Here is a 23,342-nt window from a genome sequence, read left to right as displayed (position 1 = left end):
CTCTGGGTTATTCGGACTGCATGGCGGTCTTGAGCGACTGCAGGCGGCTGCTCAGAAAGGTCAGGCTGGCCTGGTAGCGCACGGCGTTATCGGTGAACTGCGCGCGCTCGCGGTCCATGTCCACGGTGTTGCCGTCCAGGCTCGGCTGGTCGGGGATGCGGTAGAGCAGGTCTCTGTTGGCGATGCTGCTGGAAGCGGCATGCAGGTGGCGGTCCGAGGTGGTGGAAAGGCGCATGCCGCTGCCCTGGGTGTGCTGTTTTTGCAGGGAGCTGGCCAGCTCGGCGCTGAAGTCGAAATCCCGCGCGCGGAAGTTGGGTGTGTCGGCGTTGGCGATGTTATTGGCCAAAACCTGCTGGCGCTCAGCGCGCAAACTCATTGCGTCCTGCTGAAAGCGCAGCTCGTTGTCGAGCTTGTCGATCATGGGTGCGGACCTGTGCATCAAATAAATGAACGGCTCGCAGGTTAGTCCCAAGGAGGCAACGGCAAAGGCCGAAACAGGCGGGTATTTGGCGACCAATTCCGGCCTTGCCGCGTGCATGGGGCGACTAGAATTCTGCGCTGGCTACCTAGGAGGGCTCTGGTGATGACTGGGCGATTGGCGGGCGTTTTGTTTTTGCTGTGCAGCACTGTGGCTCAAGCCGATGGCTTGCAGGACCGGGTGCGCGAGGTGATTGCGCCGCGCTTGCCGGCGCGCGCGCAACTGTTGGCGGTGGACATCGGCCAGCCGGCGGCGCGCATTGACGCGTGCGCGAACCCACGGCCGTATCTGGTGCACCCGGAGCAAAGCGTGGTTGGTCGCGTGGCTGTTGGCGTGCGCTGTGGCAGCGAGGTCGCCGGTTACCTGCAAGTCAGCGTGCGAGTGGTGGGCGACTATATAGTCAGCCGCCAGCGCATCGCCGCCGGTGACGTGATCAAGGCGCCCATGCTGGAAACCAAACGCGGCCCTCTGGAGCGGCTGCCTAAAGGAAGCGTGTTGGAGGCTTCGCAAATTATCGGTCGACAAGCCAGCCGCAGTCTCAGCCGCGGCATGGTGATCACCCTCAACCACGTGCGCGAGCGCTGGCTGGTAGAACGCAACGCTCGCGTGGTGCTACAGGCCCAAGGCGCCGGCTTTACCATCAGCCGCGACGGCAAGGCCCTGGACAATGGCGGCCTGGGCAGCACCGTGCGAGTCATGGGCAACGACGGCAAAATGCTCAGCGCCCAAGTGGTGGGCCAGAACGAATTGCTGCTGCGCTATTAATTTTTATCCCAGGTCAAAGTTTGCCGTCGCGCTTGCCGATAGTGACTTCAACCACAGCCAATCGAAGCCTCTAACGTGAAAATCATCAGCGCAAACCTCACCAACACCCTGGCCCCCACCGACGGCAAAGCGGCCAGCAACCCACGCGTGGACCTGCAGCCGCTGGAAGCCACCGTCGACGACAGCGTGCAAATCTCCACCGGTACCGCCAGCGCAGAAGTGGCGACGTCGGCGGATGTGGATATGGAAAAAGTCGCCGCCGTGCGCCAGGCCATTGATAGCGGGACTTACCAGGTCAGCGCGGATTCAATCTTCGACGGCCTGGCCGCGAGTGTGCGTGAAACTGAATGAGCGCTTGTCGATGAGCCGCAGGTACCTATGAGTCTGGGTAAACACTTGGCATTGCAGCAGCAGGCCATCGAACAGTTGGTGCAATTGCTGGAGCAGGAGCGATTGGCGTTGGCGCAGGCCAAGGTCGACGGTGAACGCTTGCAGGAACTGACCGCGAGCAAGCAGGCGGCGTTGTTCAGGTTGGAGCAATTGGAGGCGATCCGGTCTGGGGCGCAGCTGAAGCTTGGGTATGGGGCCGGGCGGAAGGGCGCGTTGAAGGCGGCGGCGGATGCTGATTGTTTGGAGGTTTGGCGCGAGGTGCAGGGGGTGGCGCGCAGGGCTCGGGAGCTGAATACCGCGAATGGGGAGGCGTTGGGGATGCGGATGGCGTGTAATCAGCGGATTGTTGGGTTTTTGAATAGTGTTAGCGGTAATAAGTTATATGGTCCGGATGGGCGGGCTCAGCGGGATGACCGCTGAGCCGGCCTTTTTATTTAGCTCGTGTGGCAAGGGTTGCAGCAGTAGAAGCAGCCATTGATCCGTTCATTGGGCCAATTGGACCGAGCTGCTGAGACAGCACCTATACATGTAAGATGACTCCCTAACGCGATTTGATTCTCTGCTAAGGGCATATAGCTGCAACCTGTGGTGGTGTTGTGTACCTCATGGTCGCCGTTGGCTTGCATATTCTTATTGATTACAAATGACTGCATTGCTAAGTCCTCGCTTCCGTGTGACGGATAAGTAGTGGCGCAAAGTCCGCTCTTCAGCTTCCCCCATTGCGGTTATTCCGGGAGCTTCAGGTGCGGCAGGAAGGAGGTTAGCCTAGGCTTGAAGTAGTTCAATTCGTATCGGCCCTCGCCTAGCTTCGACCGAGCTGTTGCATTGCTCAAAAATGCTGGCATTGGATGCTGCCATGGAGAAGGGCGCAGATCGCTACGCCTGGGCGGCGCATTATTTGGGGGAGATGGCGAAGGCGGTGGTGGATGATTTGGCGAATGGGATGTTGCCGAATGGGGTGACGGAGGAGGCGGGTGTATAAGCAGGATGGGGTATGGGGTTGTAGTGGCGAGCGGGCTTGTCGAATCGTCACACCGCCGCGTTGGGTCGCGTAGCGGCCCCAAAACCAGGCGCTGAGTTTTTTCAGGAGAGCATGGGGTGGCTTTACTGGGGCTGCTGCGCAGCCCAACGCGGGCAAGCCCGCTCGCCACGGGGTAGGGGGCTTTCAATGACGCCTTCTAGGCAGCGACCTGGCAATTGCGAGGCGCACCGGTTCAAAGCTACACTTGCTAATCATTCTTATTAGCAAACAAGGCCGGCTCTCCATGAACGTTCCGCCGGGTGCCCCTGCGCCCAGTTCCAACCTGGAGTCTCTGTACCGCTCGCACCACGGCTGGATGCAGCAGTGGTTGCAGCGCCAGCTGGGCAATGCCAGCGATGCGGCGGAGCTGGCGCATGACGTGTTTTTGCGGTTGCTGGCTACGCCGCGGGCGTTCAATGATGACGAGCATGCGCGCGCCTACCTGGGGCGCATGTCGCGGCATATGTGTGTGGATTTCTGGCGCCGTCGGCGCATCGAGCGGGCTTACCTGGAGGTGCTGGCGGCGCAGCCTGAGCATCAGGTGCCGTCGCTGGAGTATCAAGCGATCATCCTGGAAACCCTGGGGCAGTTGCAGGCGATGCTGGAGCGCATGCCCAAGCGGGTCGCCGAGGCGTTTCTGCTGATCCAGTTGCAAGGCCTGACCCAGCGCGAAACGGCGCTGCGGCTGGGGGTCAGTGAGCGAAGTGTGAATAGCTACCTGGCCCAGGCGATGTATCAGTGCCTGTTGCTGGAAGTCGAGCTGGCGCAGTCGCTGACATGAGCCAGCCCGCTCCCGATCACCGTGTGTTGCAGGCCGCCGCTCAGTGGTTTGCGCGTTTGCATGCCATGCCGGATGACATTGGCACGCGCAACCAATGGGCGACCTGGCTCGCGGAAGACGCCCAGCACCGCCAGGCCTGGCAGTACGTTGAAGGCATCAACCAGCGCTTCGGCAACCTCGGCGGCAACGCAGACCAGGCGCATCAGGTACTCACCACCTTGCGCCGCAATCCGGTTTCACGCCGTACCCTGCTCGGCAGTTTGTGTGTGGCCGGTGTCGGTGGCCTGCTGGCGGCGGCGAGCTGGCGAAATGGTTGGGTGGATTCGCCGCGTGCCTGGTTTGCCACCTACCGTACCGGGCCGGGCGAGGTGCGCCCGGTCCGGCTGGCGGACGGCAGCCAGGTATGGCTGAACGGTGCCACGGCGCTGGACGTGCAGTTTGATCAACACGTACGGCAGTTGCGCTTGTATCGCGGCGAGTTGCTCATCGAAACCGGTAAAGACTTACGCCCCTTGCAGGTGGTGACGCGGGCCGGTCGCATGCAACCGCTAGGCACAGTGTTCAGCGCGCGCGCCGAGGGGCTGCAAACCACCTTGAGCGTATTTGGCGGCGCTGTGCAGGCGACGTGTGCCGAGAGTGGCCGACAGGCGCGGGTCGAGGCGAGGAAGTCGATGATTTTCGATGCGCAGAGCAACGGCGCGCTGTTGCCTGCGCAAGCCCAGCGCCAGGATTGGAGCCGGGGAGTGTTGGTGGCTGAGGACATGCCGCTCGGCGAGGTGGTACGGATTCTGGGGGATTATCGCCACGGTCATCTCGGTATTGACCCGGCGCTTGCCGGCTTGCGGGCGGTGGGAACTTATCCGCTGCTCGACACCGATCGGGCCTTGGTGATGCTGGAGCGCGCGTTACCTATAAAGGTGGTGCGCACGTTGCCGTGGTGGGTCTCGATCGAGGCGCTGTGAAAATAATTCGAACATCGCTTTCCGGTTTTGCGCGGCTCGTTCGCTTGGTTGGATAACGCTCCTCAATTCGACCTGCGAAAGGATTCAGTCATGCTTGTTCGCGCTACCGCTTTCTCGCGCCGCCATCCACTTGCCCTGGCCGTCGTCATGGCTTTTGCCGGCGACGTCGCCGCCGTCCAGGCCGCCAGCCCCGATACCTCTCAGCGGCAGACTCTGGAAATCCCCGCCGGCCCACTGGCCCGCCAACTGAACCTGCTGGCCAACCAGGCAGGCATCCTGATCGGTGGCGATGCGACGCTCACGGCCAACAAGCAGAGCCAGGCAGTGCACGCCCCCAGTGTGGAGCAGGCGCTGGCGCAAATGCTGGCGGGCACCGGCGTACAGGCGGTGCAAACCGGTGAGCGTGAGTTTCGACTGGTCGCAAAAGCCACCTCGGGTTTGACCTTGGGCGCGACCACCATCACTGGCCAAGGCCTGGGCGCAGTGACCGAGGGCAGCGGTTCGTATGCGCCTGGGCGTTCCGCGACCGCCACCAAGCTGGCGATGTCCCTGCGCGAAACGCCGCAGTCGGTAACCGTCGTCACCCGCCAGCGCATGGACGACCAGAGCATGAAGAACCTCGATGACGTGATGCAAAGCGCCACGGGCATCATGGTGGTCAAGAACGGCGGCGAGCGCTCCCTGTACCAGGCACGCGGCCAGTTGGTCGACAGCCTGCAGATCGACGGCGTACCGACCAATATCAGCAATGCCTATTCGATGGATGCCATTTCCAAGCCCACCACCGATATTTACGACCGGGTCGAGATCGTGCGCGGTGCCACCGGTTTGATGGAGGGCGCGGGCACGCCATCGGCGTCCATCAACCTGATCCGCAAGCGGCCCACGGCCGAGCCGCAGGCGCTGATCGAAACCTCGGTTGGCTCCTGGGATGACTACAAGACCATGGTCGACCTGTCCTCGCCGCTTAATGAAGAGGGCACCTTGCGTGGGCGTTCGGTCATTTCCTATAACAACGCCAACAGCTATCTGGACACCGCCCAGAAGGAAAACCAGCTGTTCTACGGCATCCTCGAAGCGGACGTGAGCGAGTCGACCCTGGTGACGCTCGGCTACAGCTACCAGAAGGAACGTAACTCCGGCTACGACTGGTCGGGCCTGCCGATCCACACCAACGGCGCGTTCTACCCGTTGTCGCGCTCCACTTCGCTGACCGGTGACTGGAACCACCTCGACAAGCGCAACACCACGGTCTTCACCGATATCCAGCACACCTTCGCCAATGACTGGAAAGCTGTGGTGGCCGTCAATCAGATGTGGTCCAAGTCGGATTTCCTCGGCAACTACACCTGGCCGGCGGGCACCACTGACCAGTTCACCCTGAACCCGCGTCACTTCCGCTATGACGACACCCAGACCAGCATCGATGGCTACGCCTCCGGCCCGTTCCAACTGTTGGGTCGCGAGCACGAGCTGATCATCGGCGGCAACTGGCGCAAGGATGACTTCGACTATCACGGCGGCCGCGATGCCACGTACCGTTATGTGGTCGATATGAACAATGTCGGTGCCTTCGATCCGCCCAAGCCCGCGGCCTTGAACGTCAACCAGTGGAGCTATAACCGCACGCAGGAACAGAAGGGCGTCTATATAGCAGGCCGCTTCAGCCTCACGGACTCTACCAAGTTCATCCTCGGCAGCCGCTTGAGCTGGGTCAGCTACGACAACCTGGACGTGGTCAGCAGGCCGGTAAGCACCCATTACTCCAAAAGTGGCGAACTCACTCCGTACGCGGGCCTGGTCCAGGACCTGAACGAGAACCTGACGGCGTACGCCAGCTACACCGAGATTTTCAAACCGCAGAACAACCAGGATGACAGTGGCTCGGTGCTGGAGCCCATGACCGGCAGTAATTACGAGATCGGGCTCAAGGGCGAATTCTTCGACAAACGCCTGCAGGGTTCTATCGCCGTGTACCAGGCCGACCAGACCGGCCGCCCGGAACTGGTGACCTGCGATCGTGACTGGGCGTGCTACCGCGCCTCCGACAAAGTGCGCAATCGTGGTTTCGAGTTGGAGCTGAACGGCGAGATCACTTCGGATTGGAACCTGTCGGCGGGCTATACCTACAATCAATCCAAATACGTTGGTGGCGAACAGAAGGGCGAGAACTTCAATAGTGCAGCGCCGCGCCATCTATTCAAGCTTGCCACGGACTATCGCCTGCCGGGTGGCCTCAACCACCTGCGCGTGGGTGGCAGCTTCTATGCGCAGAGCACCATGGTGCAGAGCGAGTATGGCAAGACCTACAAAATCCAGCAGGACGCTTACCACCTGACCAACCTGCACGCAGTCTACGAGATCAACAAGAACCTTGAGCTGCAGTACAACCTGGATAACGTGTTCGACAAGAAGTACTACCAGACCCTGGGTAACCCGAACTACTGGAACTTCTATGGCGAGCCGCGCAATTTCAATATGGCGCTGCGGGCGAAATTCTGAGGCCCGGGTGCGCTGCCCGCGCAGGCGGGCAGCGTTGTGGGCTGTTTATTACCTTAGGAAAATAATTTCAAGGCAGGGGTTGACCATGCATTTTAATACTGTACTATTCGCCTCCCGCTAACGAGCAACGCGAAGTTGCCGTTAACGCAAGTGATTGAAATTGTTGAAATAATCACTTGACAGCAAATGAGGCTGCTGTAGAATGCGCGCCTCGGTTGAGACGAAAGATCTTAACCAACCGCTCTTTAACAACTGAATCAAGCAATTCGTGTGGGTGCTTGTGGAGTCAGACTGATAGTCAACAAGATTATCAGCATCACAAGTTACTCCGCGAGAAATCAAAGATGTAACCAACGATTGCTGAGCCAAGTTTAGGGTTTCTTAAAAACCCAAAGATGTTTGAACTGAAGAGTTTGATCATGGCTCAGATTGAACGCTGGCGGCAGGCCTAACACATGCAAGTCGAGCGGTAGAGAGAAGCTTGCTTCTCTTGAGAGCGGCGGACGGGTGAGTAATGCCTAGGAATCTGCCTGGTAGTGGGGGATAACGTTCGGAAACGGACGCTAATACCGCATACGTCCTACGGGAGAAAGCAGGGGACCTTCGGGCCTTGCGCTATCAGATGAGCCTAGGTCGGATTAGCTAGTTGGTGAGGTAATGGCTCACCAAGGCGACGATCCGTAACTGGTCTGAGAGGATGATCAGTCACACTGGAACTGAGACACGGTCCAGACTCCTACGGGAGGCAGCAGTGGGGAATATTGGACAATGGGCGAAAGCCTGATCCAGCCATGCCGCGTGTGTGAAGAAGGTCTTCGGATTGTAAAGCACTTTAAGTTGGGAGGAAGGGCAGTTACCTAATACGTGATTGTTTTGACGTTACCGACAGAATAAGCACCGGCTAACTCTGTGCCAGCAGCCGCGGTAATACAGAGGGTGCAAGCGTTAATCGGAATTACTGGGCGTAAAGCGCGCGTAGGTGGTTTGTTAAGTTGGATGTGAAATCCCCGGGCTCAACCTGGGAACTGCATTCAAAACTGACTGACTAGAGTATGGTAGAGGGTGGTGGAATTTCCTGTGTAGCGGTGAAATGCGTAGATATAGGAAGGAACACCAGTGGCGAAGGCGACCACCTGGACTAATACTGACACTGAGGTGCGAAAGCGTGGGGAGCAAACAGGATTAGATACCCTGGTAGTCCACGCCGTAAACGATGTCAACTAGCCGTTGGAAGCCTTGAGCTTTTAGTGGCGCAGCTAACGCATTAAGTTGACCGCCTGGGGAGTACGGCCGCAAGGTTAAAACTCAAATGAATTGACGGGGGCCCGCACAAGCGGTGGAGCATGTGGTTTAATTCGAAGCAACGCGAAGAACCTTACCAGGCCTTGACATCCAATGAACTTTCTAGAGATAGATTGGTGCCTTCGGGAACATTGAGACAGGTGCTGCATGGCTGTCGTCAGCTCGTGTCGTGAGATGTTGGGTTAAGTCCCGTAACGAGCGCAACCCTTGTCCTTAGTTACCAGCACGTAATGGTGGGCACTCTAAGGAGACTGCCGGTGACAAACCGGAGGAAGGTGGGGATGACGTCAAGTCATCATGGCCCTTACGGCCTGGGCTACACACGTGCTACAATGGTCGGTACAGAGGGTTGCCAAGCTGCGAGGTGGAGCTAATCCCATAAAACCGATCGTAGTCCGGATCGCAGTCTGCAACTCGACTGCGTGAAGTCGGAATCGCTAGTAATCGCGAATCAGAATGTCGCGGTGAATACGTTCCCGGGCCTTGTACACACCGCCCGTCACACCATGGGAGTGGGTTGCACCAGAAGTAGCTAGTCTAACCTTCGGGAGGACGGTTACCACGGTGTGATTCATGACTGGGGTGAAGTCGTAACAAGGTAGCCGTAGGGGAACCTGCGGCTGGATCACCTCCTTAATCGACGACATCAGCTGCTCCATAAGTTCCCACACGAATTGCTTGATTCATTGAAGAAGACGATATAGAAGCAGCCCGAAATTGGGTCTGTAGCTCAGTTGGTTAGAGCGCACCCCTGATAAGGGTGAGGTCGGCAGTTCGAATCTGCCCAGACCCACCAATTTTGTGTGGGAAACGCCTGTAGAAATACGGGGCCATAGCTCAGCTGGGAGAGCGCCTGCCTTGCACGCAGGAGGTCAACGGTTCGATCCCGTTTGGCTCCACCACTACTGCTTCTAGACGTTAAGAAAGCTTAGAAATGAGCATTCCATCAAATTGATGGTGAATGTTGATTTCTAGTCTTTGATTAGATCGTTCTTTAAAAATTTGGGTATGTGATAGAAAGATAGACTGAACGTTAATTTCACTGGTAACGGATCAGGCTAAGGTAAAATTTGTGAGTTACTCAGTTTTGAGTATTATCGAATTTTCGGCGAATGTTGTCTTCACAGTATAACCAGATTGCTTGGGGTTATATGGTCAAGTGAAGAAGCGCATACGGTGGATGCCTTGGCAGTCAGAGGCGATGAAAGACGTGGTAGCCTGCGAAAAGCTTCGGGGAGTCGGCAAACAGACTTTGATCCGGAGATGTCTGAATGGGGGAACCCAGCCATCATAAGATGGTTATCTTAAGCTGAATACATAGGCTTAAGAGGCGAACCAGGGGAACTGAAACATCTAAGTACCCTGAGGAAAAGAAATCAACCGAGATTCCCTTAGTAGTGGCGAGCGAACGGGGACTAGCCCTTAAGTGGCTTTGAGATTAGCGGAACGCTCTGGAAAGTGCGGCCATAGTGGGTGATAGCCCTGTACGCGAAAATCTCTTAGTCATGAAATCGAGTAGGACGGAGCACGAGAAACTTTGTCTGAATATGGGGGGACCATCCTCCAAGGCTAAATACTACTGACTGACCGATAGTGAACTAGTACCGTGAGGGAAAGGCGAAAAGAACCCCGGAGAGGGGAGTGAAATAGATCCTGAAACCGTATGCGTACAAGCAGTGGGAGCCCACTTTGTTGGGTGACTGCGTACCTTTTGTATAATGGGTCAGCGACTTATTTTCAGTGGCGAGCTTAACCGAATAGGGGAGGCGTAGCGAAAGCGAGTCTTAATAGGGCGTCTAGTCGCTGGGAATAGACCCGAAACCGGGCGATCTATCCATGGGCAGGTTGAAGGTTGGGTAACACTAACTGGAGGACCGAACCGACTACCGTTGAAAAGTTAGCGGATGACCTGTGGATCGGAGTGAAAGGCTAATCAAGCTCGGAGATAGCTGGTTCTCCTCGAAAGCTATTTAGGTAGCGCCTCATGTATCACTGTAGGGGGTAGAGCACTGTTTCGGCTAGGGGGTCATCCCGACTTACCAAACCGATGCAAACTCCGAATACCTACAAGTGCCGAGCATGGGAGACACACGGCGGGTGCTAACGTCCGTCGTGAAAAGGGAAACAACCCAGACCGTCAGCTAAGGTCCCAAAGTTATGGTTAAGTGGGAAACGATGTGGGAAGGCTTAGACAGCTAGGAGGTTGGCTTAGAAGCAGCCACCCTTTAAAGAAAGCGTAATAGCTCACTAGTCGAGTCGGCCTGCGCGGAAGATGTAACGGGGCTCAAACCATACACCGAAGCTACGGGTATCACGTAAGTGATGCGGTAGAGGAGCGTTCTGTAAGCCTGTGAAGGTGAGTTGAGAAGCTTGCTGGAGGTATCAGAAGTGCGAATGCTGACATGAGTAACGACAATGGGTGTGAAAAACACCCACGCCGAAAGACCAAGGTTTCCTGCGCAACGTTAATCGACGCAGGGTTAGTCGGTCCCTAAGGCGAGGCTGAAAAGCGTAGTCGATGGAAAACAGGTTAATATTCCTGTACTTCTGGTTATTGCGATGGAGGGACGGAGAAGGCTAGGCCAGCTTGGCGTTGGTTGTCCAAGTTTAAGGTGGTAGGCTGGAATCTTAGGTAAATCCGGGATTCTAAGGCCGAGAGCTGATGACGAGTTAACTTTTAGTTAACGAAGTGGTTGATGCCATGCTTCCAAGAAAAGCTTCTAAGCTTCAGGTAACCAGGAACCGTACCCCAAACCGACACAGGTGGTTGGGTAGAGAATACCAAGGCGCTTGAGAGAACTCGGGTGAAGGAACTAGGCAAAATGGCACCGTAACTTCGGGAGAAGGTGCGCCGGTGAGGGTGAAGGACTTGCTCCGTAAGCTCATGCCGGTCGAAGATACCAGGCCGCTGCGACTGTTTATTAAAAACACAGCACTCTGCAAACACGAAAGTGGACGTATAGGGTGTGACGCCTGCCCGGTGCCGGAAGGTTAATTGATGGGGTTAGCTAACGCGAAGCTCTTGATCGAAGCCCCGGTAAACGGCGGCCGTAACTATAACGGTCCTAAGGTAGCGAAATTCCTTGTCGGGTAAGTTCCGACCTGCACGAATGGCGTAACGATGGCGGCGCTGTCTCCACCCGAGACTCAGTGAAATTGAAATCGCTGTGAAGATGCAGTGTATCCGCGGCTAGACGGAAAGACCCCGTGAACCTTTACTATAGCTTTGCACTGGACTTTGAATTTGCTTGTGTAGGATAGGTGGGAGGCTTTGAAGCGTGGACGCCAGTCTGCGTGGAGCCAACCTTGAAATACCACCCTGGCAACTTTGAGGTTCTAACTCAGGTCCGTTATCCGGATCGAGGACAGTGTATGGTGGGTAGTTTGACTGGGGCGGTCTCCTCCTAAAGAGTAACGGAGGAGTACGAAGGTGCGCTCAGACCGGTCGGAAATCGGTCGTAGAGTATAAAGGCAAAAGCGCGCTTGACTGCGAGACAGACACGTCGAGCAGGTACGAAAGTAGGTCTTAGTGATCCGGTGGTTCTGTATGGAAGGGCCATCGCTCAACGGATAAAAGGTACTCCGGGGATAACAGGCTGATACCGCCCAAGAGTTCATATCGACGGCGGTGTTTGGCACCTCGATGTCGGCTCATCACATCCTGGGGCTGAAGCCGGTCCCAAGGGTATGGCTGTTCGCCATTTAAAGTGGTACGCGAGCTGGGTTTAGAACGTCGTGAGACAGTTCGGTCCCTATCTGCCGTGGACGTTTGAGATTTGAGAGGGGCTGCTCCTAGTACGAGAGGACCGGAGTGGACGAACCTCTGGTGTTCCGGTTGTCACGCCAGTGGCATTGCCGGGTAGCTATGTTCGGAATAGATAACCGCTGAAAGCATCTAAGCGGGAAACTAGCCTCAAGATGAGATCTCACTGGAACCTTGAGTTCCCTGAAGGGCCGTCGAAGACTACGACGTTGATAGGTTGGGTGTGTAAGCGCTGTGAGGCGTTGAGCTAACCAATACTAATTGCCCGTGAGGCTTGACCATATAACACCCAAGCAATTTGCTTCTCCTGATTTGGAAACAAAGAGGAGCATCAGATTGCGGTGTGTGAAGACGAAATGAACCGAAAGTTCGATCTCGCAAAAACACCGAAAGCTGTCACATACCCAATTTGCTGAAGCGAAGCCGTTTGGCTACGACTCAGTACCCGAATTTCTTGACGACCATAGAGCATTGGAACCACCTGATCCCATCCCGAACTCAGTAGTGAAACGATGCATCGCCGATGGTAGTGTGGGGTTTCCCCATGTGAGAGTAGGTCATCGTCAAGATTAAATTCCAGAACCCCTGTTTGCTAACGCAAACAGGGGTTTTGTTTTGGGCGGTCGAAAAGGGCGCGCACGTCATCTCACCAAAACGTCAACGCTAACGCGCATCGCCAGGTGCGCGGTGCACGTCAGAAGTTGCCTCCTTTCCCTTGCAAAAATGGGCATGCCTACAATGGCTGCCGGCACGCTGCCGCAGGCCCAAATCGTCCAATCGATGAGGAGCGTTATTCAGTTCGAGGGTTGAGTGTTAATCGCGGAGCTCTGGCAGCCTCTGAGCGCTCTCGCTGGGCTTTAAAGGGTGTCACTGCCTTGCCGGCTTGGTTTGTCACGATTTTGCCTTCTAGGTGCCATTGCGGCCTCCAGAGGTTGATGCTTACTTTTCTGCAGACGAAAAAAAAGACCTTGAAATTCAAGGTCTTTCTTTAAGATGGTGCCCGAGGGAGACCATCGGGGTCCATATAATATAGGGCCTTGAGCGTTATTTTTAAGCTAGGGATACATGCAGGGATACAAGGCCCTGCGGCCTAGCGGTGCTCACTGTACAGGATGTGTGAGCAACTGTTCGATTTCGACGCGTTGCAATGCCCCAGTCCCTCCGCCGTCCACAACCTTCTGCGTGAGAGCATCAGCGATAGCGCAAATCGGTTTGGCGTTCAACTCTACCAACGCGAGAGTGGTTCCAAGGAGATTGTTCAGCAAATCTACTGAGGAGTGATCCTGTCCCGTTTCTACGTGGACTCCTGCCTGGGAGGAGTTGTGTAGCAAATTGACCAGCTCCCTCGCGACTGCAAAATCTTGACTAGCTCCCGTCGCCCCTTCGTTGAGAATTTTGTAAGCAGTCACGGCATTTACTTTCAAGGTCGAACGATCAATTGCCTCCCCCATAGCCCCCGATAAGGCAATTATCACCCTGTTGGTCATCAGCTTATGCAACTCGATAAGTGACTCACAGCGTACGTTGTAGTCACCTCGGGCATTGCCTCGATGCGCATATGGCTCTATTTGGTAATGCAGGCTGATTTCGCGTCCTTCGAATCCCAATGCTGAAGCAGTCACGTAGTGTGCGGCCTCATGCTGGGCTATAGCTCCAATGTTGAGGAGCATTTGGTGGATCTTTGGCGTTTCCATACGTGACTATCTCTGGAAGGATCTGTGGCCGACAGTCTAGGCATCTCAAGAACGTAACGTCGAACCTCTAGATCGCGTTCGAAGCGTCGGGGCCCCTGGAGAAATCTTTTGCACACGGGGCATGAAACCCGCGGGATCGAGTTAGTGGGAGGCATTGGAAGTTACTGAAATTTCAATCGTTGAGATTGAAAGGATCTTGAAGAAAAAGGGCCATCGTTACAGCTTCGGCAAAGGTTGCTGTATCTGTTGCTGATAGTGAACACCTGCGAAGCGTCAACCACGGTAATGGGTGTCAACCACGTTAACCTGTCAACCAACTTAAAAAATCCAGCCGCTAACACGAACGCGCGGGTTTCATTCCCCGTACCTAGAAGAACTCTCCAGGGTCCCCCACCATCGAACCAAAGCCAAGACCTTGACCCATCTCGCTCGCTGAAGGTGCAATACTAAAGGGGCTAGGGGGCTACCCTAATAAAAACCGTGTTACTGGTGTTACGCGTGTTACATAAGTATATAACTATATGATTTTAATGGATTTATATTGCGTTACACAGCTGGGGCTGGTTTGCCGATATGTGTGTTACATGGCGAAGAGGTGTTACATCAAACAATGCCTTGTCATGAGCTGTTAGTTAGGATTGCAGCGGGTGCCGTCGACCTAAGGGCTTCGTTCAGAAGGGCCGCTACCGGCCAAATGCATTCATTCAGCCATATGGTGAGTAGCGGATCTGAGATTGTGCGAAACCTCTGCCCACCGAAGGCGCCCGCGCAAAAATGCCGTTACGAGCTAGGTTCACAGGCAATCGTGAGCTGGTATAACTGTTTGGTATACAGGCTGCGAAGGTAGGGAAACCATGGCTCTCATTGATGACGTTGAAGGCTTGCAATCGATCTACATCAATCGTGCGACGGGGAATGGAAACGACGATGATGAGCGGGATTACCCTCTTTACCGGCAGAGCGTGCTCGATGACCCTCGTGTGGCCTCACTGGTGCCCGCGTGGGTGCGTCGTTACAGGAACTTGGATCAGTTTTGGGGGTTCATCCAGCCGAAATTCCCAAGCTACGCAGAGCGCAGGAAGTTCATCTGGGATGATTTTAGGGAGCTCGTCGATTTCGCTGAATCGGGTGCGGAGCACCCTTCGGATATCGCTGTCTCGGAGGCGCTGGACCGCATTGACGCTGAGCACGTTCGGATAGCTTGGACAAAAGCGCTTGAAAGGCGCTCAACTGACCCCGAGGGAGCTATCACCATGGCTCGTACGCTCCTAGAATCGGTATGCAAACACATTCTTGACGAAGCCGGAACGAGCGACCATGAGTCGACTCCTGATCTGAACAAGCTCTACAAACAAACAGCCACGCTTTTAAATCTGACGAAGGCACAGCATGAAGAGGTCGTGTTCAAGCAAATCCTTGGAGGGTGTACAGCAGTTATAGAAGGGTTAGGAGCGCTTCGGAATCGTCTAAGCGATGCTCACGGAAAAGGAAAAGGCGGGGTGAAGGCTGCTCCACGGCATGCAGAACTGGCAGTGAATCTGGCGGGCTCAACTGCGCTTTTCCTGCTGCCACATGGGAGGCGAAGAACGGGGATTGAGAGTGGTATCGCTCAATAAGGAGTGAATCAAATTCAGTACCGATGCATGGTCAACTCAATCTAGTACCGACAACTCAAAGCGTCCGCTCCCGGCCTGTAGCGGCCCTTCGTGGCCGGGAGTTCCCGACCGACTGCTGCCGTCGGCGACCGGCGGCTTTCGGCCATTAGCGGACTTTCCGCACTGACTATCCCCTAAGGGCATAAACAGAGTGGTTTGGTGATCGGCGATACATAGGTGAAAGAGATACTTTGTCTATAGCCTGAGAACTCAGCGTTCTGGTCTCGCCAAAAACACCTTCTTTAACAGTCGAGAAAGGCCCGGACACCCTGGATGGAATGTTCCGGGCCTTTGCAAGCGTGCTTACTCGCCAAAGGCTTCCATAAGCACTTGAACCAGTTCACCGCCTTCCGGTGTTGCCCAACTGCCAGCCAGTTCAGCAATCAACTGGTTAGTGGTGGTCAGTGTTACACCAGCTTTGTCCATGCGGCGCAGAGCAATGTCATCGGCCATGGCGGTGGGCGAAGCGCCACCATCTGCTACGACTTGGACTTCATAGCCTTCACGGACCAGCGAGAGCGCTGGATAGACGGTGCACACATCATTGGTTACACCCGCAATGATCAGTTTCTTGCGGCCTGTCGCTTTTACTGCTGCTGCGAAGTTCTCATCGTCCATGGCGTTGACGATGCCCATACGTTTGATTCGACCGGCAAACTCAGTTGGAAGAATCTCTTCCAGTTCGCTCAACAGCGGGCCTTGGGCATACTCTTCCATGCTGGAGGTCAGTACCACCGGGAGCTTCAGGATGCGGGCTGCTTTGGCCAGCATCAGAGCGTTGCGCTTCAGTTCTTCAAAGGGCATGGATTTAGCCCAGCCCATGGTTCCGACCTGATGGTCAATTAGCAGCAGAGCAGCATTATCAGCATTGAAGTTTTCGAATGACATGGTGATTCTCCTGGCAACTACGATGGGGCACTTACCCCGGTTTTTGGGTATATAAATCGCTTAACGCGCTTGCAGTGTTCCGAACTCACCGCGCCGGTAGCCATTGACTGCTGCGGCCAGTGCGTCCATCGAAGCGAGGGCCATGGACCCTTGCCAATACACGGGTTGATTTAACGGAGTTCCGGAGAGCAGCACGGCCTTGGCATCTCCATTCTTCGCTTGCAGGGTGATAACTCGATCCGTGCCCTGAGGAAGATTGACTGGTGCCTTCGGGTCGATCAGGTTGAAGGCCCTACCGTCGACGTAAACCTCGCCGTCAATTGGCATAACGAATGCCACGTGTCCTTCTGGCACTGGAATTTTCACTTCGCTTGCGGCTTCAAGGGATATGTCCAGAAGCCTTACGTCCGTAGGCAGTAATAGCGGAGAGGCCAGTCCTTCGAAGTTGCCCACGGGGACTCTGATTTTTACACCCGCCAAATAAACAGTAGGGACATCCTGAGCCTCAACACTGAAGACAAAGGGTGCATCAGCTTGCTTGTCTTCGGGCAGGTTGATGAAGATTTGCAGCATGTGAACGGTCTTGCCTGGCTGGGCTGGAACCTCTTCATGAACGATGCCTTCACCCGCCGCCGTCCAGTGCAAACCACCGGGTTGAATCACGTTGCGGTTGCCCAGCGAGTCACGGTTGTCGATGCCTGTTTCCGAATCCAAAAATAGATAAGAGACTGCTGAAAAACCTGCATGAGGATGAGGGGGAAACGTCGGTCCGCTGATCCATGCATGGTCTACGCCGAGAAACGGGTCGATGGGTTTCGCATTCTGATCACCACGCAGACTGAGTGCCCGAAACTGGCTGCCGTGGTTCATGCGCTGTAAGCGTGCGGTGGGTTGCATGACGAAGCTCCTCAGGCCCCTTGGGACATAGTTGGATAATCGACATAGCCTTCTGCACCTGGAGCGTAAAAAGTGTCTTTATTCGGCATATTCAACTCTGCGTCGGCGCGGAACCGCTCAGGCAAATCAGGGTTGGCCAGGAAGGTGCTGCCAAACACTACCGCGTCTGCTTTGCCTTCATTGATCAATGACTCGGCGCTGTCTTTGGTCTGGCCGCTGCCGATCAGGTAGCTGCCATCGAACAGTGGGCGCAGCGCCGCGTGGTAATCGAACTTGGCCCCGAAAAGCGCGACGTGCAGGTAAGCGAGCTTGAGGTCGCGAAGCTGCTTGACGAGGTACTTGTAGGTTTCCTGCGGATTTGCATCGACGATGTCGTTGAAGTTCATCTCCGGGGAAATCTTGATGCCGATACGGTCACTGCCCACTTCACTCACCATGGCGGCGAGCACTTCTTGTACGAAGCGAGTGCGGTTTTCAACCGAGCCACCGTACTGGTCGTTGCGCTGGTTGCTGCCGGTGGAGAGAAACTGCTCAGGCAGATAGCCCGAGGCAGCGTGCAATTCAACGCCGTCGAAACCGGCTTCAATGGCCCGGCGAGCAGACTGACGATAGCCTTCAACCACCTCGGCGATTTCAGAGACGGTCAGGGCGTGCGGTGTCACGAAATCCTGCAAGCCGGTGGCGGTGTAGGTCTGGCCTGCGGCCTTGATTGCAGAAGGTGCTTGCGGTTGGGCGCCTTCGGGTAGCAAAGAAGGGTGAGACACCCGTCCGCAATGCATCAGTTGCATGAAGATGCGACCACCACGGGCATGCACGGCATCAGTGATTTTCTTCCAGGCCGCGATTTGTTCGGCGGTTTCAATACCAGGGGTGCGAACGTAACCTTTGCCCAGCGCGACCGGAAACACGCCCTCGCTGATGATCAGCCCGGCAGTGGCGCGCTGTGCGTAGTAGGTGGCAACCAAATCGCTGGGTACACCTGCATCATCGGAGCGCGAGCGGGTCATCGGTGCCATGACCATACGGTTAGACAGGGTGAAGCGTCCTATCTGGACTTCGGCAAAAAGAGAGTTCATTTCGGTGCTCCTCAGAAGTGATGTGGCTATGATTCATCAAGCCGAAGTTGGGATAAATGCCGTAAAATCGAAATAACTAATCCATAAATGGGATAATGCTGTGGATTTTCTCAACGACATGGCTCTGTTTGTCGAGGTGGTGAAGGCGCGCAGTTTCACGCGTGCGGCGGAAACGCTGGGGATACCCAATTCGACGTTGTCGCGACGTATCAGTGAGCTGGAGAAAGGGATTGGCTTGCGGCTGCTGCACCGCACGACTCGCAAGATTGAGCTGACCGAAGCGGGCCAGTTGTACTTTGAACGCTGTAAACGACTCGTCGATGAAGCCCGTCTGGCGCATGAACAGCTGGGAGAAATGCTGGCCCGGCCCAGCGGGCTGTTGCGAGCTTCGCTACCGGTTGACTTCGCAACGGTCTACCTAGCCCCACTGATTGCAGACTTCGCCAGGTTCTATCCCGGTATCAGTTTCGAGTTTGACCTGAGCCCGCGTCAGGTCGATCTGATCAGCGATCCGGTGGATGTAGTAATCCGTATGGGCGAGCCGCCAAACTCGAACCTGATCGCTCGCAAACTCGCGAGTTTAGGGCGCGGACTGTATGCATCTCCACGATACCTCGAGGTTTCCGGCGAGCCTGAGCACCCAGCCGACCTGGTTAATCATGAATGCCTGCGAATGCGTAGCGCAGGTGCCGACCGTTGGACGCTGTCACGCGCCTCCGAGAGCGTGGATATCGATGTAGGAGGACGGTTCGAACTCAATAGCGTAGGCATGCTCAGGCGTTTGGCATCGTTGGATCTTGGTATTGCATTGCTGCCTGAGGGCATCGCGGGGCAGGACGTCGCAGACGGAACGCTTTGTAAAGTCCTGTCGCAATGGCAGGCATCACCAGTGTCGGTCTATGCACTGACCGAAACGCGCCTGCTTCCGGCGAAAACCCAAAGGTTTATTGAGTTTCTAAGAGATAAGCTAGAAGGTGCGTAGTGTCGAGTGCGAATGGCCGCTTTTGGCTGGTTGCTGCCCGTCACGAACGGCAGGAATCGGCCAGAAGCTGACAGAGGCTACAGGCAGAAATCGACCCAGAGCTACCTGTCGTAGACGACTGCAGTGGGCACTAGGTTTTCATTCCTATTTCGTTTGATGTTCCCATGCTGCTACTGATTGAATAAAGCCGTTGAGTATATCTGCTATACAAGAGTGGAGAGCGGCAGTCTTATCGCTGATTGTTTTGGCAAGCACCATTGTTTCTGTACTTGAGCTTTGGTCAAAATTTAAGTTTTCACCTCCGCCAACAAGAATGGCTCCGTCCGCTCTAATGTTTAGAGTGCCGGCGGGAACGAATTCAAAATGCGCGATACGGTCTCTTATTGACGGCGCACCGCCTTCGGACATTACAAATTCGAATGTTGAAATATGTTTGCTATGTATGTCTGTGATAGCTTTTACAACCTCTGAAGGGCGTTTGCGAGCGAGTTTTTTAGGTAGTGTTCGAAACGAGCTGATACGTTCTTTGAAGAATGCACTAATGGCAGTGGAAAGTTGGTCAAGGCAGCGGCGATAAGCCATCACATACGCTTGATATTCGAAGTCCAGAATCTGCGTTCCACCGATTCCGAGCGTTGAATTTTTCGAAGCGGCTGGTATCCCGCCGAGAGATGCCAGCCGTCTCATTAGCTCTGCCTCTACACCCAGCAATCTACCTTGGTGATACAGTACGCATAAAAAAGATTGCTGGACATTTCCGAGAACTCCGTTCACAAGCTGGTGATACCAATAGTCAGCTTTGTTTTCATTATTGCGAAGCCGAGTTATGAAGTCAGGCTGAGGATCGGTCACATAACGATGAAATTTTAAAAAAGGCTCTTTTAGATCAGCGCCCATTTCAAATCCAGTGACTTCTCGCGCAACTTGAAAACAAGCTTGTGTTTCAACGGAAAAAATAGCTTTAAGTGCATCTACGTGTTCTGCTGTTACACTATCTCCAAGCGTCGCAAGCGCCTCCAGTAGGGCAGCGTTTAGTAGTATGTTCTGATTATTGTTCACGCATGCTCCTGTGCTCTATGAATGATATTCAGTCGGATTCTACACCTCCGGATAGCGGAAGGCTGTCACAAAAAGTCGCAGAAATCCCTCTGTTACAAGTGGGTAAAAGGAAGCACGGAGCGAAATGTTGAGGACTAAAAACCGTCAAGAGATAGTCCGCGTCTGGCCGACTGTATTCATCCGAGAGGGGCGGTTATTGGCCGATTTCTGCCGTTCGTGACTGGCAGCAACCGTCCAAATTCGGACATCTACCTTCGCTAGCACACCTGCCACAAGGCACTTCAGCAGGCTCACTGAGCAGACTCCCTCTATGTCTGATAATGTCTTCAATAACACAAGATTGGAGGCTTTAGATGAAACTCGATAAAGACCTAGTCCGCGAGATCATGTTGGCCATCGAAGCCAGCGACAAAACCCCTGATTCCTGGATCGATCTCACCATCGAAGGCCACAGCGAGGATGAAGTTTCCTACCACGTCATGCTGCTGCACGAGGCAGGATTCATAGTGGCGCAGGATCTCTGCTCGATGAGTGATTTTGATTGGCGGCCAAAACGGTTGACCGTAAGAGGGCACGAGTTCCTGGACACCATTCGAGATCGTGAAGTTTGGCGTCTGACCAAAGCAGGTGCAGAGAAAGCGGGCGGCGTGAGCTTGATGGTCATGCTCGAGATCGGCAAAGCCTATGGCAAACAGGTGCTCAAAGATCGATTAGGGATTGAGCTACCATGAATGGATACTTACTGCACGCCAGGGCTAGGCAGCTCCCGAAAAAATTGGCCAGGAGAAAATATATTGCGGACGAATTATCGCGAAAAAATATCTTGCTGGCTGCACGCTGGCAGAAGCAGCCACCTGTTGAAAGTTGGTATCAACAGTGATGTATAACAGTGCGGAACGAGAGACGATTGGCCTATGCATATGCCTTGAAGCAATTGGAGATATTGTAAATCACGCACTCCTACTTTTTCGCGATGTATCGAGTTTTCCCGGAGAAGCAGAAGTACTCTTTCATTCGCCGATTCACCGTGATTTATTCCTAATTCGCCTTTTGGATTTCGTAAAAGAAGGTGTTGATAAAAATCTAACAGGGGTTTCTGGTTCGTGCCTGGAAGTTCTACGGGCGGCATGCAGTACCAGACACTTCGATAGAGGGGAAAGCGTCGTTGCGATGAAAGAAGCTCTTGAGGAGCTTGAGTCTTGGCTAAACCATAAGAAGGAAATAACGCTATGGTTACCAACCCTCAATACCAATGCAAAAATATCCATATCAAGACTTGAGTTCTTGAAAATTTCCGGCAATCAATCGAAGCACAATCTTTCACGTCTTACAGGGGTGTCAAGGGGCGTAGCCAAGATACTCACTGAACATGGCTACTCGATTTCAGAAGAACAAATCCCTCTAGCACTTGACGATTTTCGAGAGCATCTTTCAGAAAATTACTTTATATACTATGGCACTTGGCTTTCCGAATTGCTGAATAATATTCGCTGGGCACTCCAAAGCTATCTTATGCCAACCTTTGTTCGCGCGTACAAAATAGAAGACTACGATAGCGGAATGTATCGGTATGAGTACCCTTCTGATATTCAATCAGAAATTCCAAGGCAATGGTTTTGGAGGCTAATGAATAATGTCAGAGCCCGTCCATATTTAAAGAAGTTCAAAGGGGCACATTACTTGAAGCAGGAGAGTTCACTTGAGTGGAACGAGTAAGCTTGGTAGCCGCACAGCCTAACTCCGTCGAGATGAATGCCCACAAACTTCCCATATGGGTTCCCTTCCCAGCTTCGGCGATACGATGGTCTCTCACGTCAAGCGTTAGCGTCCATGCGGACGCCGACTGAACGTCCGCAATTGGCCGGAAGCGGTCATAAGCTCGCAGCCGCCACAGACTGAAAGCCAAAAAATCTGGGGTATTTTTTTGTAATGGAAGGATACAGCGAGGCGGAAGCTGTTTTAGGCTTCCGCTTCTTCATCACCCTCCTTTTCTTTTAAGTTGGACGTCAATGAAATCAAGCTCTGCCTTGATTGCATCAATCGTGAGCGTCTCAACCTTGGTGCTTTCGTTTGCTCTTCCGTTGAGCTTTTTCACTCCAGCCATGCCGACGATTATCCCGTTCAAATGCAGCTGTCGGGCCTTCAGGTCATCAGGCATCTGAGCGCTGTTCTTTGGTGTTTGATTCATGGTTAGACCGATGGTAGGCCCGAAGCAACCGGCCCTCGCCGGTTGTTTCGGGGAGGGTTTAGGTTAGGCCGCCAACAGGTCAAGCAGGCTGTGTTGGTGTGAGCGTTCTGCAAGCTCTCGGAAGGTCCAGCTTCCGAAGTTTTCACCTTGCTCAGGGATGTCCAGATTCAGCAGCGCAACCGGATCACGATTAATCAGTCTGCGCGCAGCCCACAACTTGCCACCGGTCTCCAGCAGTGCTTTCGCGGCCTCATTCCATTGTTCTTCCAGCACAGTGTTCGCCAGGTGAGCCGCGTTGTTCTCGATCTTGGCGCATTCTTTTTGTGCCTCAGTGATGTGCAGATCAATCGTCACTAACTCTTGCTCCAGCGCGTTGATGATCAGTTGTTGGCGACGGTGATGCTCAGCCGCAGCCGTGAGGTTTTTTGCAGCCTTTTGAGCTTCCGCGTTAGCGGCTTTCTCGCCCTCCACGTCGCCCCAGGCGACAGCCTGAGCATAAGCGGTGGCTGCGTCCGTTTCAGCTTGTCGAGCCTTTGCCATGTCTTCCTGATCGCTCTGGCGGACCTGCTGCAACCGTGTCTCAATGCTGTTGCGCTTTTCGTTGAGCTCCATCTCGTCGGCTTTCCAAGTCGCCATCGCGCTGATGTAGCCCGCAGCCAAGCTCTCACGGTTTGCCAATGTCTCAAGGCGATGAATCTTTTGATTCAGCTTGCTGATCTCCAGATTTCGCGAGTCGATGCGTCTTTTGTGATCGTTGATTTCATCCTGGACGGCCCTTTGGCGGCCCTCCTGGATAACCTCGGGATTTTCCAATGCCGCTTCAAAGGGCGCTAGATCGCGCTGAATGCTCTCCATTTCGAGGGTCAGTGTGTCGCGGCGGTCTTTCAGTTCTTGGATAGTGTTCATCTGTATTGTCTCTGTGTACTGCGGTTGATAGGG

General features: G+C 54.5%; 18 protein-coding genes, 2 tRNA genes, 3 rRNA genes and 1 pseudogene. 16 read left to right on the top strand and 8 right to left on the bottom strand.

The window, feature by feature from the left end; genetic code table 11:
- Nucleotides 1-7 precede the first annotated feature (7 nt).
- Nucleotides 8-421, bottom strand: a complete 414-nt coding sequence (gene flgB / locus CXQ82_RS25770) for a flagellar basal body rod protein FlgB (RefSeq protein WP_101272876.1) — start codon at nucleotides 419-421, stop codon at nucleotides 8-10.
- Nucleotides 422-583: 162 nt separating this feature from the next.
- Here flgB and flgA point away from each other — a divergent pair, with 162 nt between their 5' ends.
- The 12 genes and pseudogenes from flgA (at nucleotide 584) to rrf (ending at nucleotide 12,533) form a co-directional block, all read left to right on the top strand.
- Complete coding sequence (gene flgA, locus CXQ82_RS25765; protein ID WP_101272875.1) at nucleotides 584-1,243, top strand: flagellar basal body P-ring formation chaperone FlgA; 660 nt, start codon at nucleotides 584-586, stop codon at nucleotides 1,241-1,243.
- A gap of 75 nt (nucleotides 1,244-1,318) precedes the next feature.
- On the top strand, nucleotides 1,319-1,594 hold the full coding sequence (flgM, locus tag CXQ82_RS25760; protein WP_101272874.1) for a flagellar biosynthesis anti-sigma factor FlgM: 276 nt from the start codon (nucleotides 1,319-1,321) through the stop codon (nucleotides 1,592-1,594).
- A gap of 27 nt (nucleotides 1,595-1,621) precedes the next feature.
- Nucleotides 1,622-2,053, top strand: coding sequence for a flagella synthesis protein FlgN (locus CXQ82_RS25755; RefSeq protein ID WP_101272873.1), 432 nt, complete (start codon nucleotides 1,622-1,624; stop codon nucleotides 2,051-2,053).
- A gap of 388 nt (nucleotides 2,054-2,441) precedes the next feature.
- A pseudogene (locus CXQ82_RS25745) lies at nucleotides 2,442-2,615 on the top strand (DUF3077 domain-containing protein); the annotation flags it as partial.
- A 283-nt stretch (nucleotides 2,616-2,898) separates the two neighbouring features.
- Entirely contained in the window at nucleotides 2,899-3,435 is a 537-nt protein-coding gene (locus tag CXQ82_RS25740) for a sigma-70 family RNA polymerase sigma factor (protein WP_101272871.1), read from the top strand.
- Nucleotides 3,432-4,397 carry a FecR domain-containing protein gene (locus tag CXQ82_RS25735; protein ID WP_101272870.1) on the top strand — a complete coding sequence of 322 codons (966 nt, stop codon included), beginning with the start codon at nucleotides 3,432-3,434 and terminating at the stop codon, nucleotides 4,395-4,397. The genes CXQ82_RS25740 and CXQ82_RS25735 overlap by 4 nt, the downstream gene beginning before the upstream one ends.
- A 90-nt stretch (nucleotides 4,398-4,487) precedes the next feature.
- Nucleotides 4,488-6,899 (top strand): TonB-dependent siderophore receptor, encoded by a 2,412-nt coding sequence (locus tag CXQ82_RS25730; protein ID WP_256581828.1) that lies wholly within the window; start codon nucleotides 4,488-4,490, stop codon nucleotides 6,897-6,899.
- Between the two features lie 401 nt (nucleotides 6,900-7,300).
- Nucleotides 7,301-8,837 (top strand): 16S ribosomal RNA (locus CXQ82_RS25725).
- An 83-nt stretch (nucleotides 8,838-8,920) separates the two neighbouring features.
- Nucleotides 8,921-8,997: transfer RNA gene (locus tag CXQ82_RS25720), tRNA-Ile, on the top strand.
- A 30-nt stretch (nucleotides 8,998-9,027) separates the two neighbouring features.
- Nucleotides 9,028-9,103: transfer RNA gene (locus CXQ82_RS25715), tRNA-Ala, on the top strand.
- 251 nt (nucleotides 9,104-9,354) lie between these two features.
- Nucleotides 9,355-12,246 (top strand): 23S ribosomal RNA (locus tag CXQ82_RS25710).
- A 171-nt stretch (nucleotides 12,247-12,417) separates the two neighbouring features.
- Nucleotides 12,418-12,533 (top strand): 5S ribosomal RNA (rrf, locus tag CXQ82_RS25705).
- The 16S, 23S and 5S rRNA genes sit together here with 2 tRNA genes alongside, the layout of an rRNA operon.
- A gap of 531 nt (nucleotides 12,534-13,064) precedes the next feature.
- On the opposite strand, the gene CXQ82_RS25700 is transcribed toward rrf, so the two are convergent.
- The gene (locus CXQ82_RS25700) at nucleotides 13,065-13,658 is read right to left on the bottom strand and encodes a hypothetical protein (protein ID WP_101272869.1); all 594 of its coding nucleotides are present in this window, start codon (nucleotides 13,656-13,658) and stop codon (nucleotides 13,065-13,067) included.
- An 854-nt stretch (nucleotides 13,659-14,512) separates the two neighbouring features.
- On the opposite strand from CXQ82_RS25700, the gene CXQ82_RS25695 reads away from it, so the two are divergent.
- The gene (locus tag CXQ82_RS25695) at nucleotides 14,513-15,274 is read left to right on the top strand and encodes an abortive infection family protein (protein WP_177409929.1); all 762 of its coding nucleotides are present in this window, start codon (nucleotides 14,513-14,515) and stop codon (nucleotides 15,272-15,274) included.
- A 342-nt stretch (nucleotides 15,275-15,616) separates the two neighbouring features.
- On the opposite strand, the gene CXQ82_RS25690 is transcribed toward CXQ82_RS25695, so the two are convergent.
- From CXQ82_RS25690 to CXQ82_RS25680, 3 genes are read right to left on the bottom strand one after another with little or no spacing between them, the layout of a single operon-like run.
- A complete protein-coding gene (locus CXQ82_RS25690; protein ID WP_101272868.1) occupies nucleotides 15,617-16,201 on the bottom strand; it encodes an isochorismatase family protein in 585 nt (194 codons plus the stop codon).
- A gap of 60 nt (nucleotides 16,202-16,261) precedes the next feature.
- On the bottom strand, nucleotides 16,262-17,098 hold the full coding sequence (locus CXQ82_RS25685) for a pirin family protein (protein ID WP_101272867.1): 837 nt from the start codon (nucleotides 17,096-17,098) through the stop codon (nucleotides 16,262-16,264).
- An 11-nt stretch (nucleotides 17,099-17,109) separates the two neighbouring features.
- Complete coding sequence (locus CXQ82_RS25680; RefSeq protein ID WP_101272866.1) at nucleotides 17,110-18,174, bottom strand: alkene reductase; 1,065 nt, start codon at nucleotides 18,172-18,174, stop codon at nucleotides 17,110-17,112.
- Between the two features lie 100 nt (nucleotides 18,175-18,274).
- Between CXQ82_RS25680 and CXQ82_RS25675 the strand changes: the two genes are divergently transcribed.
- The gene (locus tag CXQ82_RS25675; RefSeq protein WP_101272865.1) at nucleotides 18,275-19,156 is read left to right on the top strand and encodes a LysR family transcriptional regulator; all 882 of its coding nucleotides are present in this window, start codon (nucleotides 18,275-18,277) and stop codon (nucleotides 19,154-19,156) included.
- Nucleotides 19,157-19,300: 144 nt separating this feature from the next.
- Here the strand turns inward: CXQ82_RS25675 and CXQ82_RS31345 are convergent, their stop codons facing one another.
- Nucleotides 19,301-20,215, bottom strand: coding sequence for a hypothetical protein (locus tag CXQ82_RS31345; RefSeq protein ID WP_157832194.1), 915 nt, complete (start codon nucleotides 20,213-20,215; stop codon nucleotides 19,301-19,303).
- A gap of 353 nt (nucleotides 20,216-20,568) precedes the next feature.
- Here CXQ82_RS31345 and CXQ82_RS25670 point away from each other — a divergent pair, with 353 nt between their 5' ends.
- The gene (locus CXQ82_RS25670) at nucleotides 20,569-20,946 is read left to right on the top strand and encodes a DUF2513 domain-containing protein (RefSeq protein WP_101272864.1); all 378 of its coding nucleotides are present in this window, start codon (nucleotides 20,569-20,571) and stop codon (nucleotides 20,944-20,946) included.
- 148 nt (nucleotides 20,947-21,094) lie between these two features.
- Complete coding sequence (locus CXQ82_RS25665) at nucleotides 21,095-21,931, top strand: hypothetical protein (protein ID WP_101272863.1); 837 nt, start codon at nucleotides 21,095-21,097, stop codon at nucleotides 21,929-21,931.
- Between the two features lie 262 nt (nucleotides 21,932-22,193).
- Here CXQ82_RS25665 and CXQ82_RS25660 read toward each other — a convergent pair whose 3' ends face one another.
- Nucleotides 22,194-22,373 carry a hypothetical protein gene (locus CXQ82_RS25660; RefSeq protein ID WP_101272862.1) on the bottom strand — a complete coding sequence of 60 codons (180 nt, stop codon included), beginning with the start codon at nucleotides 22,371-22,373 and terminating at the stop codon, nucleotides 22,194-22,196.
- 93 nt (nucleotides 22,374-22,466) lie between these two features.
- On the bottom strand, nucleotides 22,467-23,309 hold the full coding sequence (locus tag CXQ82_RS25655) for a chromosome segregation protein SMC (RefSeq protein ID WP_101273869.1): 843 nt from the start codon (nucleotides 23,307-23,309) through the stop codon (nucleotides 22,467-22,469).
- Between the last annotated feature and the right edge of the window lie 33 nt (nucleotides 23,310-23,342).

Source organism: Pseudomonas sp. S09G 359 (genome assembly GCF_002843605.1).
In the GTDB taxonomy this organism is placed as follows: Bacteria; Pseudomonadota; Gammaproteobacteria; order Pseudomonadales; family Pseudomonadaceae; genus Aquipseudomonas.
The sequence above is the reverse complement of the archived record's forward strand: the minus strand, read 5'-3'. Positions and strand labels throughout refer to the sequence as shown.

Coding starts and splice junctions, on each gene's coding strand:
- flgB (WP_101272876.1), bottom strand. CDS start 421: ATGATCGACAAGCTCGACAACGAGCTGCGCTTTCAGCAGGACGCAATG.
- flgA (WP_101272875.1), top strand. CDS start 584: ATGACTGGGCGATTGGCGGGCGTTTTGTTTTTGCTGTGCAGCACTGTG.
- CXQ82_RS25755 (WP_101272873.1), top strand. CDS start 1,622: ATGAGTCTGGGTAAACACTTGGCATTGCAGCAGCAGGCCATCGAACAG.
- CXQ82_RS25740 (WP_101272871.1), top strand. CDS start 2,899: ATGAACGTTCCGCCGGGTGCCCCTGCGCCCAGTTCCAACCTGGAGTCT.
- CXQ82_RS25735 (WP_101272870.1), top strand. CDS start 3,432: ATGAGCCAGCCCGCTCCCGATCACCGTGTGTTGCAGGCCGCCGCTCAG.
- CXQ82_RS25730 (WP_256581828.1), top strand. CDS start 4,488: ATGCTTGTTCGCGCTACCGCTTTCTCGCGCCGCCATCCACTTGCCCTG.
- CXQ82_RS25700 (WP_101272869.1), bottom strand. CDS start 13,658: ATGGAAACGCCAAAGATCCACCAAATGCTCCTCAACATTGGAGCTATA.
- CXQ82_RS25695 (WP_177409929.1), top strand. CDS start 14,513: ATGGCTCTCATTGATGACGTTGAAGGCTTGCAATCGATCTACATCAAT.
- CXQ82_RS25690 (WP_101272868.1), bottom strand. CDS start 16,201: ATGTCATTCGAAAACTTCAATGCTGATAATGCTGCTCTGCTGCTAATT.
- CXQ82_RS25685 (WP_101272867.1), bottom strand. CDS start 17,098: ATGCAACCCACCGCACGCTTACAGCGCATGAACCACGGCAGCCAGTTT.
- CXQ82_RS25680 (WP_101272866.1), bottom strand. CDS start 18,174: ATGAACTCTCTTTTTGCCGAAGTCCAGATAGGACGCTTCACCCTGTCT.
- CXQ82_RS25670 (WP_101272864.1), top strand. CDS start 20,569: ATGAAACTCGATAAAGACCTAGTCCGCGAGATCATGTTGGCCATCGAA.
- CXQ82_RS25665 (WP_101272863.1), top strand. CDS start 21,095: ATGTATAACAGTGCGGAACGAGAGACGATTGGCCTATGCATATGCCTT.
- CXQ82_RS25660 (WP_101272862.1), bottom strand. CDS start 22,373: ATGCCTGATGACCTGAAGGCCCGACAGCTGCATTTGAACGGGATAATC.
- CXQ82_RS25655 (WP_101273869.1), bottom strand. CDS start 23,309: ATGAACACTATCCAAGAACTGAAAGACCGCCGCGACACACTGACCCTC.